We start from the raw sequence: 14,848 nt of genomic DNA, 5'->3' as shown, positions 1-14,848 counted from the left end.
AAAAAGTATGTTGTTATCAGAGCAATGCTATAAGAAAATTGACCGCGAGCTGGCCAAGTACCCGGCCGACCAGCGTCAGTCGGCCGTCATGGCCGCGCTGGCCCATGCCCAGGATGAACTGGGCTGGCTGGCGCCGGAAACCATGAAGGAACTGGCCGATTACATCGGCATGCCGGCGATTGCCGTGCAGGAAGTGGCCACGTTCTACAATATGTACAACGTGAAACCCGTGGGCAAGCACAAGATCACCGTGTGCACCAACCTGCCATGCGCCCTGTCGGGCGGCGTGCGCGCTGCAGAGTACCTGAAGCAGAAACTGGGTATCGATTTCCGCGAAACCACCGCAGACGGCCAGTTCACCCTGGTCGAAGGCGAGTGCATGGGTGCTTGCGGCGATGCGCCTGTCTTGCTGGTCAGTAATAAAACCATGTGCAGCTGGATGTCGAACGAGAAAATCGACGCCATGCTGGAGGAACTCAAGAAATGACGTCACTCCACAACCGCCATATCGATCCATTGATCCTGAAGGATCTGGATGGCAAGAACTGGCATTTGCAAGATTATGTGAACCGCGGCGGCTACAGCGCCCTGCGGCGTATCCTGGAAGAGAAAATCACGCCGGAACAGATCATCGCCGACCTCAAGGCTTCGTCCTTGCGCGGCCGTGGCGGCGCGGGTTTCCCTACGGGCTTGAAGTGGAGCTTCATGCCGCGCCAGTTCCCGGGCCAGAAATACCTCGTCTGCAATACAGATGAAGGCGAACCGGGCACTTTCAAGGACCGCGACATCATTCGTTACAATCCCCATGCCCTGATCGAAGGCATGGCCATTGGCGCTTATGCGATGGGCATCACCGTGGGCTACAACTATATCCACGGTGAAATCTTCCAGGAATACCTGCGTTTCGAAGAAGCGCTGGAAGAGGCGCGCGCCGCCGGTTTCCTGGGCGACAAGATCATGGGCAGCGAGTTCTCGTTCCAGTTGCACGCGCACCATGGTTATGGCGCCTACATCTGCGGCGAAGAAACGCCCTGCTCGAATCCTTGGAAGGCAAGAAAGGCCAGCCGCGCTTCAAGCCGCCTTTCCCTGCCTCGTTCGGCCTGTACGGCAAGCCGACGACGATCAACAACACGGAAACCTTCGCGGCCGTGCCTTTCGTGCTGAACATCGGTCCAGAGAAATACCTGGCGATGGGCAAGCCGAACAACGGCGGCTCGAAGATCTTCTCGATCTCGGGCGACGTGGAAAAACCGGGCAACTACGAAGTGCCGCTCGGCACCCCGTTTGCGACCCTGCTGGAACTGGCAGGCGGCATGCGCGGTGGCAAAAAGATCAAGGCCGTGATTCCTGGCGGCTCGTCCGCGCCGGTGATTCGCGGCGACATCATGATGCAGACCGACCTGGACTACGACTCGATCGCGAAAGCCGGTTCGATGTTGGGTTCGGGCGCCGTCATCGTGATGGACGAAACACGCTGCATGGTAAAGGCGCTGGAACGCCTGTCCTACTTCTACTTTGAAGAATCGTGCGGCCAGTGTACGCCTTGCCGTGAAGGCACAGGCTGGATGTACCGCATGGTGCACCGCATCGAGCAGGGGCAGGGTCGTCCAGACGACCTGGACATGCTCAACTCGATCGCCGACAACATCCAGGGCCGCACCATTTGCGCGCTGGGCGATGCGGCTGCCATGCCGGTACGGGCCTTCATTAAGAATTTCCGTGAAGAATTTGAATATCATATCGAGCACAAGCATTGCTTAGTGCCCGCATATATCTAAGCTGCGTCAGGTAACGATCACCATGGTTGAAATCGAAATAGACGGCAAAAAAGTCGAAGTCCCTGCTGGTAGCATGGTGATGGACGCCGCCAACAAATTGGGAACCTACATTCCGCACTTCTGCTATCACAAGAAATTGTCGATCGCAGCGAACTGCCGCATGTGCCTGGTCGAAGTGGAAAAGGCGCCGAAGCCTTTGCCCGCTTGCGCGACCCCGGTCAGTGCCGGCATGATCGTGCGCTCCGCCAGCGATAAAGCTGTGCAGGCGCAAAAGTCGGTCATGGAATTCTTGCTGATTAACCACCCGCTCGATTGCCCTATCTGCGATCAGGGCGGCGAGTGCCAGTTGCAAGACTTGGCAGTGGGTTACGGCAAGAGCGAATCGCGCTACAAGGAAGACAAGCGCGTCGTCACGCCGAAGGAAGCCGGTCCGCTGGTTTCCATGCAAGAAATGTCGCGCTGCATCCAGTGCACCCGCTGCGTACGCTTTGGCCAGGAAGTGGCCGGCGTGATGGAGCTGGGCATGATCGGCCGCGGCGAACACTCGGAAATCGTGTCCTTCGTCGGCCAGTCGGTCGACTCCGAACTGTCGGGCAACATGATCGACCTGTGCCCGGTCGGCGCACTGACCTCGAAGCCGTTCCGCTACAGCGCCCGTACGTGGGAATTGTCGCGCCGCAAATCGGTCAGCCCGCATGACGGCCTCGGTTCGAACCTGATCGTGCAAGTGAAAGCTGGCAAGGTCAAGCGCGTATTGCCGCTGGAAAACGAAGCCGTCAACGAGTGCTGGATCTCGGACAAGGACCGTTTCTCGTACGAAGCGCTGGACAGCGCCGAACGCCTGACGTCCCCGATGCTGAAACAAGGCAACGAGTGGAAAGAAGTCGATTGGCAGACCGCACTGGAATACGTGGCGCACGGTTTGAAAAATATCAAGCACGAGCATGGCGCTGACGCCATCGCCGCGCTGGCTACCCCGCATTCGACCGTCGAAGAGCTGGTCCTGCTGCAAAAAGTCGCCCACGGCCTCGGTTCCGAGAACGTCGACTTCCGCCTGCGCCAGACCGACTTCGCGCTGGACGCCAGCGTGAAACCATGGCTGGGCATGCCGATCAGCGAATTTGGCCAGATCAAGCGCGCCTTCGTCATCGGCTCGTTCCTGCGCAAGGATCACCCATTGCTGGCCACGCGTTTGCGCGCGTCCGTCAAGGGCGGCGCCAAGCTGTCGATCCTGCACGCGTCCGACGATGATCAACTGATCACCATCGCCAACAAGATGATTGTCGCGCCTGGCGATTGGCTGGCAGCCTTGTCGGAAGTGGTCGTTGCTGTTGCTAAAGCGAAAGAAATCGCCGCGCCAGCCGGTTACGAAGCGGTCACCGCTTCGGACGTGGCCGTCGCGATTGCCGCCAGCCTGATGGCCGGCGACCACGGCGCCGTGCTGCTGGGTAATGCCGCAACGCAACACCCGCAAGCGTCGCAATTGCATGCTGCAGCGCAATGGATCGCCGAACAGACGGGCGCCAAGCTCGGTTACCTGACGGAAGCGGCCAACACGGTAGGCGCGCACCTGGTCGCCAAGCCGCGCGCCAACGTGCAAGCCGCCTTTGCTGCTCCGAAGAAAGCTTACGTGCTGCTGCACGCCGAGCCGGAACTCGATGCCGCCAATCCGCAAGCGGCCCGCGCCGCCCTCGATGGCGCCGACATGGTCGTGGCGATGTCCGCCTTCAAGCACGGCATGGATTACGCCGATGTCTTGCTGCCGATTTCGCCATTTGCTGAAACTTCGGGTACTTTCGTCAATTGCGAAGGCCGCGCGCAAAGCTTCAACGGCACCGTGAAACCGCTGGCGGAAACCCGTCCAGCCTGGAAAGTGCTGCGCGTCCTGGGCAACATCCTGGGCCTGGCCGGTTTCGACTACGACACCTCCGAAGCGATCCGCGACGAAGCGTTCGGCGCCGGCGTGACCGATCTGTCGGCACAGCTGAACAATATCGCGAAAAACGCACCGGAAGCGGCAAGCTACGCACCGGCTTCGCCAGCGCTGCAACGCATCGCCGACGTGCCGATCTACTTCGCCGACGCGCTGGTACGCCGCTCCGAACCGTTGCAACGCACGGTCGACGGCGCCGCGCCGCAAGCGCACCTGTCGCCGGCATTGGCTGAAAAGCTGGGCATCAAGGCAGGCGACAAGGTCAAAGTGGCGCAAGGCTCCGGCAGCGCCATCCTGGTGGCGGCACTTCATGCCGGCCTGCCAGCCAATGTGGTCAAAGTGTCGGCGGCACATGCCTCGACGGCCAGCCTGGGCGGCATGTTCGGTGACATCACAGTTGAAACAGCAGAGGGGAAAATCTGATGGCTCTGCCTGAATTTGTAAACGTCATCAACAGCAGCGGCCAGGATCTGCTGGGCGGCTCGTGGCCGTTCTTCTGGACCCTGATCAAGATCCTGTGCGTGCTGTTGCCGCTGATGGGCCTGGTTGCATACCTGACCTTGTGGGAACGCAAGCTGATCGGCTGGATCCAGATCCGCGTCGGCCCGAACCGCGTCGGCCCGCTGGGCTTGCTGCAGCCGATCGCCGATGCGCTGAAACTCTTGTTCAAAGAGATCATCATCCCGTCCAAGGCCGCCAAGGGCCTGTTCGTGATCGGCCCGATCATGACCATCATGCCGGCCCTGGCCGCCTGGTCGGTCGTGCCGTTCGGTCCGCAAGCCGTGCTGGCCAACGTCAATGCCGGCTTGCTGATGCTGCTGGCGATTACCTCGATGGAAGTCTACGGCATCATCATCGCCGGCTGGGCTTCGAACTCGAAGTACTCGTTCATGGGCGCCATGCGCGCTTCGGCACAGATGATTTCGTATGAAATCCCGATGGGCTTCGTGATGGTCATCGTGCTGATGGTCTCGGGCAGCCTGAACTTCATCGACATCGTCGGCGGCCAGCAGATCGGCTTCTTCGCCGACAAGGGCGTCAATTTCATGTCGTGGAACTGGCTGCCGCTGCTGCCGATGTTCGTCATCTACCTGGTGTCGGGCCTGGCTGAAGCCAACCGCCACCCGTTCGACGTCGTCGAAGGCGAGTCGGAAATCGTGGCCGGCCACATGGTTGAATATTCGGGCATGGCCTACGCCATGTTCATGCTGGCCGAATACGCCAACATGATCCTGATCGGCGCCCTGGCTTCGATCATGTTCCTCGGTGGCTGGTCCGCACCATTTGCTTTCCTTGAGTTCTGGGGTGGTTTCGGCGGCTTCTTCTGGCTGTTCGCCAAGACCTTCTTCATCGTGTCGGTGTTCATCTGGGTACGCGGTACGTTCCCACGCTACCGTTATGACCAGATCATGCGCCTCGGCTGGAAAGTGTTTATCCCGTTGACGCTGGTCTACCTGGTCTTCGTCGCTGCCTGGATGCAGACATCCTGGAATATTTGGAAGTAAGAGAGTGCATACGAATGGATAAGGTAAAAGATTTCTTCAGCAGCCTCTTGTTAGGCGAGCTGATCAAGGGCATGGCGCTGACAGGCAAGTACATGTTTTCGCGCAAGATCACGGTGCAATTCCCGGAAGAGAAGACACCGATCTCGCCGCGTTTCCGTGGCTTGCACGCGCTGCGCCGCTACCCGAACGGCGAGGAACGTTGCATCGCCTGCAAACTGTGCGAAGCGGTTTGCCCGGCGATGGCCATCACGATCGAATCGGAACAGCGTGACGACGGTTCGCGCCGTACCACGCGTTACGATATCGACTTGACCAAGTGCATCTTCTGCGGTTTCTGCGAAGAGTCCTGCCCGGTCGATTCGATCGTCGAGACGCAAATCCTGGAATACCACGGCGAGAAACGCGGGGATTTGTATTACACGAAAGAGATGTTGCTGGCCGTAGGTGATCGTTATGAAAATGACATCGCCGCTGCGCGCGCCGCCGACGCACCTTATCGCTGATGGATGCGCCGCAGCCACTGGCTGCGGCGCGCCCCTCGTTCATCTGTACGTCTATTGGGTTTTTTATGGACTTTAAAACAATTTTGTTTTACGCCTTCGCGCTGATCTTGATTCTGGCAGCGACGCGCGTCATCACGGCCCGTAATCCGGTCCACGCAGTACTGTTCCTGGTACTGTCCTTCTTCTCGGCAGCCGGCATCTGGATGCTGCTGCAAGCTGAATTCCTGGCCATCGTGCTGGTATTGGTATACGTCGGCGCCGTGATGGTGCTGTTCCTCTTCGTGGTCATGATGCTCGATATCAATATCGACCGCATGCGCGAAGGCTTCTGGGGCTACTTGCCACTGTCCGTGACGGTGGGCGTGATCATCGTGCTGGAAATGGCCGCCGTCCTGTGGCACGGTTTCCGCAACTTTGCGCCTAGCATCGCGCCAGTGAACGTCAACCTGGGCGGCACCAAGGAACTGGGCCTGTTGATCTATACCAAATATGTGTTCGCCTTCGAGATCGCCGCCGTCGTGCTGCTGGTGGCCATCGTTGCCGCGGTCGCACTGACTTTGCGCAAACGCAAGGACACCAAGCATTTTGCTCCGGGCGATGCCGTGCGCGTCAAGCGCAACGACCGCCTGAAGATCATCAAGATGGACGCGGTCGTCGAGCGTCCTGCGGCTGAGCCGGAAGTTAAGGAGGCACCATGACATTATCGCTCACACATTTTCTGGTCCTGGGCGCGATCCTGTTCGCAATCTCGATCGTCGGTATTTTCCTGAACCGCAAGAACATCATCGTATTGCTGATGGCAATCGAATTGATGATGCTGCTGGCGGTGAATATGAATTTCATCGCGTTCTCCCATTTCATGGGCGACGCGGCCGGTCAGATCTTCGTTTTCTTCATCCTGACGGTTGCCGCCGCTGAGTCGGCTATCGGTCTGGCTATTCTGGTGGTGATGTTCCGTAATCTGGATACCATCAACGTCGAAGACCTGGACAGCCTCAAAGGCTGATGTTTTTCAGACTCGATCTCTCGAATAATAACGATTAAGGTTCATCATGGCGGGGCAACTCCTCAACCCTAACCTCCTTCTTGCCGTACCGCTGGCGCCGCTGGCCGGTGCCGCGATTGCAGGCTTGCTTGGCACCCAGTTCCTGGGTAATTTGGTCGGACGCAAGACGTCGCATACCGCGACGATCCTGGGCGTACTGATTGCGTTCATCCTGTCCGTGCAGACATTGCTGGCAGTGATGGATGGCGCGACATTCAATGGCACGATCTATAACTGGATGACGATCGGCACCCTGAAGATGGAAGTGGGCTTCCAGATCGATTCGCTGTCGGCGATGATGATGTGCGTGGTCACCTTCGTCTCGCTGATGGTGCATATCTACACGATCGGCTACATGAAGGATGACGAAGGCTACAACCGCTTCTTCGCCTACATCTCGCTGTTCACGTTCTCGATGTTGATGCTGGTCATGGCCAACAACTTCCTGCAGCTGTTCTTCGGCTGGGAAGCCGTGGGCCTGGTCTCCTACCTGCTGATCGGTTTCTGGTACCAGCGTCCGACGGCCATCGTGGCCAACATGAAGGCTTTCCTCGTCAACCGCGTGGGCGACTTCGGCTTCATCCTGGGCATCGGCCTGCTGCTGGCCTACGCCGGCACCATGAACTACCAGGAAGTGTTCGCCAAGAAAGACGAACTGGCGCTGTTGAGCCTGCCAGGCACCGACTGGGCCCTGCTGACCGTTGCCTGCATCTGCCTGTTCATCGGCGCGATGGGCAAATCGGCGCAGTTCCCGCTGCACGTGTGGCTGCCTGACTCGATGGAAGGTCCTACCCCGATTTCGGCACTGATCCACGCCGCGACGATGGTGACGGCCGGTATCTTCATGGTCTCGCGCATGTCGCCGCTGTTCGAACTGTCCGACACGGCACTGTCCTTCATCCTGGTGATCGGCTCCATCACGGCGCTGTTCATGGGCTTCCTGGGCATCATCCAGAACGACATCAAGCGCGTTGTTGCTTACTCGACACTGTCGCAGCTCGGTTACATGACCGTGGCGCTCGGTTCGTCCGCGTACTCCGTGGCCGTGTTCCACCTGATGACGCACGCATTCTTCAAGGCACTGCTGTTCCTGGGCGCCGGTTCCGTCATCATCGGCATGCACCATGACCAGGATATCCGCAACATGGGCGGCTTGCGCAAGTACATGCCGATCACCTGGATCACTTCCCTGGTCGGTTCGCTGGCCCTGATCGGCACGCCGCTGTTCTCCGGTTTCTACTCGAAAGACAGCATCATCGAAGCCGTCGAAGCGACGCACATCTGGGGCGCTGGCTTTGCCCAGTTCGCCGTGCTGGCTGGCGTGTTCGTTACCGCCTTCTACTCGTTCCGCATGTATTTCCTCGTCTTCCACGGCAAGGAACGTTTTGGCCAGGCGCATGCGCACGGCCATGACGACCACCACGCGCCTGCTGCGAAGCATGATGCCCACGCACATGACGACCACCATGAAGAAGAGGAAGACGACCACGCGCACCACGGTCTGGAACCTGGCCAGAAGCCGCACGAGTCCCCATTCGTCGTATGGTTCCCGCTGGTGATGCTGGCGATTCCTTCGCTGATCATCGGCTACCTGACGATCGGCCCGATGCTGCATGGCGATTTCTTCAAGGGCGTGATCTTCGTCGGCGAAAACCATCCAGCAATGGAAGAGTTGTCGCATGAATTCCACGGCGCAATGGCGATGGCGCTGCACGGCCTGTCGACGGCACCGTTCTGGCTGGCATTGTCCGGCGTGGTGGCAGCCTACTACTGCTACATGGTCAACCCGCGTGTGCCGGCCTGGTTCTTTGCCAAGTTCCACGCGATCCACACCCTGCTGGACAACAAGTACTACATGGACAAGTTCAATGAAGTCGTGTTCGCCGGCGGTGCCCGCTTGCTGGGTAATGGCCTGTGGAACTTCGGTGACAAGAAGCTGATCGATGGCCTGCTGGTCAACGGTAGCGCCAAGGTCGTCGCCTGGCTGTCCTCGCTGTCGCGAGTGTTGCAGACCGGCTACATCTATCACTATGCATTCGTGATGATCCTGGGCGTGCTGGGCTTCCTGATCTATTTCCTGCCATTCTGGCCCGCTAAGTAAGCTGACCTGATAAAAGAATACTGAGAACCATGATGCAGTCTACGATTTCTACACTACCTCCTTACCTGAGTCTGTCGATCTGGGTGCCGATCATTTGCGGCGTCCTGATCCTGGCTCTCGGCCGTGACAGCAAAGCGGGCTTTACCCGCTGGCTGTCGCTGGCTGGCGCCGTGCTCAGCATGCTGTGCACCTTGCCGCTGATCCAGCATTTCGACAACGCCGCACACGGCATGCAATTCGTCGAAAAAGCACCGTGGATTGAAACCTTCAATATCTGGTACTCGCTGGGTATCGACGGCCTGTCCCTGTGGTTCGTGCCACTGACGGCCTTCATCACGGTCATCGTCGTTATTTCTGCTTGGCAAGTGATCGAGAAGCGCATCGCCCAGTACATGGGCTCCTTCCTGATCCTGTCGGGCCTGATGATCGGCGTGTTCTGCGCGCTGGACGGCTTGCTGTTCTACTTCTTCTTTGAAGCAACCCTGATTCCGATGTTCATCATCATCGGTATCTGGGGCGGTTCGAACCGCGTGTACGCGTCGTTCAAGTTCTTCCTGTACACCTTCTTCGGTTCGCTGCTGACCCTCGTTGCCATCATCTACCTGCGCAATGTGTCGGGCACCTTCGACATCCTGGCCTGGCACGCGTTCAAGCTGACGATGAAATGAACAGATCTTCATCTTCCTGGCCTTCCTGATGGCGTTTGCCGTCAAGGTGCCGATGTTCCCCGTTCACACTTGGTTGCCGGACGTCCACGTGGAAGCGCCGACGGGCGGTTCCGCCGTGCTGGCCGCCATCATGCTGAAACTGGGTGCCTACGGCTTCCTGCGTTTCTCGCTGCCGATCACGCCGGACGCCAGCCACTACCTGTCAGGCTTCATGATCGCCTTGTCGCTGATCGCCGTCATCTACATCGGTCTGGTTGCCCTGGTGCAAACCGACATGAAAAAACTGGTCGCCTATTCGTCGATCGCGCACATGGGCTTCGTCACCCTGGGCTTCTTCATGTTCAACGACATCTCGGTGCAGGGCGGTATCGTGCAGATGGTTTCGCACGGCTTCATCTCCGGCGCGATGTTCCTGTGCATCGGCGTGCTGTATGACCGCATGCATACCCGCAACATCGCCGACTACGGCGGCGTCGTGAACCGCATGCCGAAATTTGCCGCCTTCTTCGTGCTGTTCTCGATGGCCAACTGCGGTCTGCCAGCCACGTCCGGCTTCGTCGGCGAGTTCATGGTGATCCTGGGCGCGGTGAAGTTCAACTTCTGGATCGGCTTGCTGGCTGCAACGGCACTGATCTGGGGCGCGGCGTACTCGCTGTGGATGGCCAAGCGCGTGGTGTTCGGCAAGATCAAGAACAAGCACGTGGCCGAATTGACCGACATCAACAAACGTGAATTCTTCATGCTTGCCGTGCTGGCCATCGCCGTGCTCGTGATGGGTCTGTACCCAGCCCCGTTCACCGACACGATGCAAACTTCGGTTGCCGACCTGCTGCAGCATGTCGCCACCAGCAAGTTGCCTTAAATAGAAGACCGATAACATGACTAATGCACCTAATCTGGTACCGCTGTACGCGGAAATCTTTCTGCTGATCGCCACGTCGGCGCTCTTGCTGATCGATATGTTCTTGCCTGCGGCGAAGCGTTCGATCACTTACGTGCTGGCCTTGCTGACCCTGGCCGGCTGCGCCTTGCTGACCGTGGGCGACTTCAATGCGGGCACCACCGTCTACACGTTCCATAATATGTTCGTGTCGGATCCGATGTCGCAGTTGCTGAAACTGTTCTCGTACGGCGCCGTGGCGCTGACCCTGATCTACTCGCGTGCCTATGCCACCGACCGCAGCATGCTGTCGGGCAACCTGGGCGGCGAGTTCTACGTGCTGGCCCTGTTTGCACTGCTGGGCCAGATGATCATGATCTCGGCCAACAACTTCCTGATCATCTACCTGGGTCTGGAACTGATGTCGCTGTCGCTGTACGCGCTGATCGCTCTGCGCCGTGACAATGCCAAGGCCACGGAAGCGGCCATGAAATACTTCATCCTGGGCGCACTGGCTTCCGGTTTCATGTTGTACGGTATCTCGATGCTGTACGGCGCGTCCGGCACGCTGGACCTGGGCGAACTGCGCGTGGCGCTGGAAAACGGCAAGACCAACGGCACATCATCATGGTCTTCGGCCTGGTGTTCCTGGTAGCCGGCCTGGCCTTCAAACTGGGCGTCGTGCCATTCCACATGTGGGTGCCTGACGTGTATCAAGGTTCGCCGACGGCCGTGACCCTGCTGCTGGGCGCGGCGCCGAAACTGGCCGCCTTCGCCATCACCCTGCGCTTGCTGGCCGAAGGCTTGCTGCCGATGGCGCATGACTGGCAGCAAATGCTGCTGGTGCTGGCCGTGATGTCGCTGGCCATCGGTAACTTCACCGCTATCGCGCAAACGAACCTGAAGCGCATGTTGGCGTACTCGACCATCGCGCAAATGGGCTTCGTGCTGCTGGGCTTGCTGTCCGGCACCGTCGACGCGCCGAACAACACGCTGAACGCGGCTGGCGCAGCCACCGCCTACGGCGCCTCGATGTACTACGTCATCACCTACGTGTTCACCACCCTGGGTACCTTTGGCGTGATCATGTTGCTGGCACGTAATGGTTTCGAAGCAGACGAGCTGGCCGATTTCAAGGGCCTGGGCAAACGCAGCCCGATCTTCGCGCTGGTGATGACCCTGTTCATGTTCTCGCTGGCCGGCGTGCCGCCGCTGATGGGCTTCATGGCCAAGTACTCGGTGCTGGCATCGGTGCTGGCCACGGGCCAGCTGTGGCTGACCATCGCCGCCGTGCTGTTCTCGCTGATCGGCGCCTTCTACTACCTGCGCGTCGTCAAGATGATGTGGTTCGACGAGCCGAGCGACAGCAATGCGCTGGTCGTGCATGGCGACATGCGCGTCGTGCTGGCCCTGAACGGCGTGTTCGTCCTGGCCCTCGGTGTGATGCCTAACAGCATCCTGGCTGCCTGCGCGACGGCCATCACCAAGACCCTGGCGTCCTGACCGATGGATGTGACCGCTTCGAGCTGGCTGGTGATCGCCCTGGGCATTGTGGGCGCCAACCTGCCTTTCCTGAACGAGAAACTGTTTGCCGCCGTGCCGCTGAAAAAGGCGGCGCAGGCAGACGGGGGCAAAGGCTGGCGCAAGCCGCTGGCGCTGCGCCTGCTGGAGATGGTGATTCTGTACTTCATCGTCGGCGCCGCGGCATTCGCGCTCGAAGCGCGCATCGGCAACGGTTTTCCGCAGACGTGGGAGTTCTATGCCATCACGGGATGCCTGTTCCTGGTGCTGGCCTTCCCAGGTTTTGTGACTCGTTATCTGCGTAAACGCCGTTAGGCACCATCCTCCGAAAGCGGCGCCTCTGGCGCCGTTTTTTTTTTATTGAGCATAATCAACGTATGGATACTGAACGCATGGATACGAATTTAACTGAGACCAAGGTGGACGGCGAGCTCGTCTACCAGGGCGGCTTCCTGCGCGTGCAGCGCGACCGTGTTGCGCTGCCGGACGGCAAGATGACGGTGCGCGAATTCATCCTGCATCCGGGCGCCGTCGTCATCCTGCCCCTGCTCGACGATGGCACGGTGCTGATGGAGCGCCAGTACCGCTATCCGCTCGATCGCGTGTTCATTGAGTTCCCGGCCGGCAAGATCGATGCGGGCGAGTCCCACCTGGCTTGCGCCCAGCGCGAACTGCTGGAAGAGACGGGCTACACGGCGACCGACTGGCAATTCGTTTCCACCATCCACAACGCCATCGCGTATTCCGACGAGCACCTGGAACTGTTTTTGGCGCAGGGACTCGTGGCCGGCGAACGCCAGCTCGACGAGGGCGAATTCCTCGAAACGTTTACGGCCACCGTGCCGCAGCTGCTCGACTGGGTCAGGGATGGCACGATCACGGACGTGAAAACCGTCATCGGCATCTTCTGGCTCGACAAGATTACCAGCGGCGCCTGGCAGCCGGCTTGATCCAGCGCATGCGCACGGCGCTTTTTCTGCTGCTCGCCTGTGTCACCTGGGGTGCGCAGGCGCAGGCGCGCACGCCGTTCCAGGTGCGTTGCGAAGACACGATCAGCAAGACGGTGTCCGTGCTGACGGCGCAGCAGAACGGCTACAGCATCGACACGCACTTGCCGTACAAGGCGCTGACGGTGATGAAGGGCACGGCGCGCGCGAACACCTGGGTGCTGGGCTTGACCAAGACGGATTCGCGCGTGGCCATCGCCCTGGCCGGCCCCATGCTGCAAGACCCGGCCAGCGGCTATGAATGCGTGGCGCCGCAAATTACCGTGAGCCTGACGTATGCGCCCGTGGTGATCTACATCGGCCGCGAGTTTGCCCCCGGCACGTGCGCGTATGATGAGATACTTGCGCACGAGCTGCGGCACATGAAGACCTATATGGAACATTTGCCGCGCGTGGAAAAGACCGTGCGCGCCGCGCTGGACAAACGCTTCGAGGCGCGGCCCCTGTATGCGCCCAGCGGCACGGCCAAGGCGGCACTGGCGCGCGAAATCGATACGGGCTGGTTGCCGTATATCAAGGCGGAAATGCGCAAGGTGGAAGCCTTGCAGGCCGCCATTGATTCTCCGCAAGAATATGCGCGCCTGGGCAAGGCGTGCAAGGGCGAAATCCAGAACATCCTGGCAGGCAAGGCCGCGCCGGCCAACTAGACAAGGAATGGCATGACAGCAGCACCGAACACCATCCGCTACTTTGCGCTGATCCCCGCCGCCGGCGTGGGTGCGCGCATGGAGGCGGGCAGTCCCAAGCAATATTTACCGATCGCCGGCAAGCCCATGCTGCGCCACGCGCTCGACGCCTTTCTCGCCAGCCCCCTGATCGCGCATACGTACATCGTCGTCAGCGCGGAGGATGGCGTGATTGACACGGTCTTGCCGGAGCAGGGCGTCACTGTGCTGCGCTGCGGCGGCGCCACGCGCATGGAGACGATATTGAACGCCCTGCAAGCCTTGCACGGCAGCCTGGCCGCACATGACCAGATGCTGGTGCACGACGCGGCCCGTCCCGGCCTGACGCCGGCGCTGATCGCAAAACTGATTACCGAAGTCGGCGAACACCCGGCCGGCGGCTTGCTGGCCTTGCCCGTGGTCGACACCGTCAAGCGGGCCGGGCCGGGCAGCCTGTCGGCGCAGACGGTGCCGCGCGACGGCCTGTGGCTGGCGCAGACGCCGCAAATGTTCAGCTATGCGCTGCTGCACCGGGCCTTGTCCGAAGCGCCCGATCCGCAGGCAATCACGGACGACGCCAGCGCCATCGAAGCGCTGGGCCTGGCGCCGAAACTGGTCGAAGGCCACCCGCGCAACCTGAAGGTGACCTTGCCGCGCGACATACACACGGCCGAGCTGTACCTGGCTAATCCCCGCATTTGAAAGAGACCTGCATGAACACAACGACACCCGTACTGCCTTTCCGCATCGGCCAGGGCTATGACTGCCACGCGCTGGTGGAGCACCGCGACCTGATCATCGGCGGCGTGAAAATCCCCCATCACCTGGGCTTGCTCGGCCACTCCGACGCGGACGTGCTGCTGCACGCGATTACGGACGCCATCTTCGGCGCCGCCGCGCTGGGCGACATCGGCCGCCACTTCCCGACACGGATGCGCAATTCAAGGGTGCCGATTCGCGCACCCTGCTGCGCGAAGCCGTGCGCCGCGTGCAGGCGACCGGTTATATCATCGGCAATATCGACGCCACCATCATCGCCCAGCGTCCGAAAATGGCGCCGCACATCGCCGCCATGTGCGCCAACGTGGCCGAAGACCTGGGCGTGACCGTGGGCCAGGTCAACATCAAGGCCAAGACGAATGAAAAGCTGGGCTACCTGGGCCGGGAAGAGGGCATCGCGGCCGAAGCCGTGGCCTTGCTGCTGCGGGCCTGAGTAGCCAACCATTGATCGACCACCGACAG

General features: G+C 60.1%; 11 protein-coding genes and 4 pseudogenes. All 15 read left to right on the top strand.

The features are described 5' to 3' along the window. The first annotated feature begins 7 nt into the window (after window positions 1-7). The 15 genes and pseudogenes from nuoE (at window position 8) to ispF (ending at window position 14,819) form a co-directional block, all read left to right on the top strand. A complete protein-coding gene (gene nuoE / locus ACQVLG_RS28990) occupies window positions 8-487 on the top strand; it encodes an NADH-quinone oxidoreductase subunit NuoE (protein WP_035820520.1) in 480 nt (159 codons plus the stop codon). Continuing rightward, window positions 484-1,778, top strand: a pseudogene (gene nuoF / locus ACQVLG_RS28985) (NADH-quinone oxidoreductase subunit NuoF). The gene nuoE and the pseudogene nuoF overlap by 4 nt, the downstream one beginning before the upstream one ends. A gap of 22 nt (window positions 1,779-1,800) precedes the next feature. Further along, window positions 1,801-4,134, top strand: a complete 2,334-nt coding sequence (gene nuoG / locus ACQVLG_RS28980) for an NADH-quinone oxidoreductase subunit NuoG (protein WP_474292079.1) — start codon at window positions 1,801-1,803, stop codon at window positions 4,132-4,134. Next, entirely contained in the window at window positions 4,134-5,216 is a 1,083-nt protein-coding gene (gene nuoH, locus ACQVLG_RS28975) for an NADH-quinone oxidoreductase subunit NuoH (RefSeq protein ID WP_070224109.1), read from the top strand. Before nuoG ends, nuoH begins: the two co-directional genes overlap by 1 nt. Before the next feature lie 14 nt (window positions 5,217-5,230). After that, complete coding sequence (nuoI, locus tag ACQVLG_RS28970; protein ID WP_010399726.1) at window positions 5,231-5,719, top strand: NADH-quinone oxidoreductase subunit NuoI; 489 nt, start codon at window positions 5,231-5,233, stop codon at window positions 5,717-5,719. Window positions 5,720-5,784: 65 nt separating this feature from the next. Then, window positions 5,785-6,417: an NADH-quinone oxidoreductase subunit J gene (locus ACQVLG_RS28965; protein WP_034779507.1), complete on the top strand. Its 633-nt coding sequence runs from the start codon at window positions 5,785-5,787 to the stop codon at window positions 6,415-6,417. Continuing rightward, the gene (nuoK, locus tag ACQVLG_RS28960; RefSeq protein ID WP_474292078.1) at window positions 6,414-6,725 is read left to right on the top strand and encodes an NADH-quinone oxidoreductase subunit NuoK; all 312 of its coding nucleotides are present in this window, start codon (window positions 6,414-6,416) and stop codon (window positions 6,723-6,725) included. The genes ACQVLG_RS28965 and nuoK overlap by 4 nt, the downstream gene beginning before the upstream one ends. A 46-nt stretch (window positions 6,726-6,771) precedes the next feature. After that, window positions 6,772-8,865, top strand: a complete 2,094-nt coding sequence (nuoL, locus tag ACQVLG_RS28955) for an NADH-quinone oxidoreductase subunit L (RefSeq protein ID WP_230540379.1) — start codon at window positions 6,772-6,774, stop codon at window positions 8,863-8,865. 29 nt (window positions 8,866-8,894) lie between these two features. Beyond that, window positions 8,895-10,395 (top strand): annotated as a pseudogene (locus tag ACQVLG_RS28950) (NADH-quinone oxidoreductase subunit M). Window positions 10,396-10,411: 16 nt separating this feature from the next. Further along, window positions 10,412-11,916, top strand: a pseudogene (nuoN, locus tag ACQVLG_RS28945) (NADH-quinone oxidoreductase subunit NuoN). 3 nt (window positions 11,917-11,919) lie between these two features. Then, a complete protein-coding gene (locus ACQVLG_RS28940; RefSeq protein ID WP_474292077.1) occupies window positions 11,920-12,249 on the top strand; it encodes a DUF2818 family protein in 330 nt (109 codons plus the stop codon). 77 nt (window positions 12,250-12,326) lie between these two features. Continuing rightward, the gene (locus ACQVLG_RS28935) at window positions 12,327-12,884 is read left to right on the top strand and encodes an NUDIX domain-containing protein (RefSeq protein ID WP_474292076.1); all 558 of its coding nucleotides are present in this window, start codon (window positions 12,327-12,329) and stop codon (window positions 12,882-12,884) included. Window positions 12,885-12,892: 8 nt separating this feature from the next. After that, a complete protein-coding gene (locus tag ACQVLG_RS28930) occupies window positions 12,893-13,588 on the top strand; it encodes a hypothetical protein (RefSeq protein ID WP_474292075.1) in 696 nt (231 codons plus the stop codon). 12 nt (window positions 13,589-13,600) lie between these two features. Further along, window positions 13,601-14,308 (top strand): 2-C-methyl-D-erythritol 4-phosphate cytidylyltransferase, encoded by a 708-nt coding sequence (gene ispD, locus ACQVLG_RS28925; protein ID WP_474292074.1) that lies wholly within the window; start codon window positions 13,601-13,603, stop codon window positions 14,306-14,308. Window positions 14,309-14,319: 11 nt separating this feature from the next. Then, a pseudogene (gene ispF, locus ACQVLG_RS28920) lies at window positions 14,320-14,819 on the top strand (2-C-methyl-D-erythritol 2,4-cyclodiphosphate synthase). Window positions 14,820-14,848 lie beyond the last annotated feature (29 nt).

The sequence above is a fragment of the Janthinobacterium sp. TPC_1 genome (assembly GCF_056037845.1).
The sequence above is the reverse complement of the archived record's forward strand: the minus strand, read 5'-3'. Positions and strand labels throughout refer to the sequence as shown.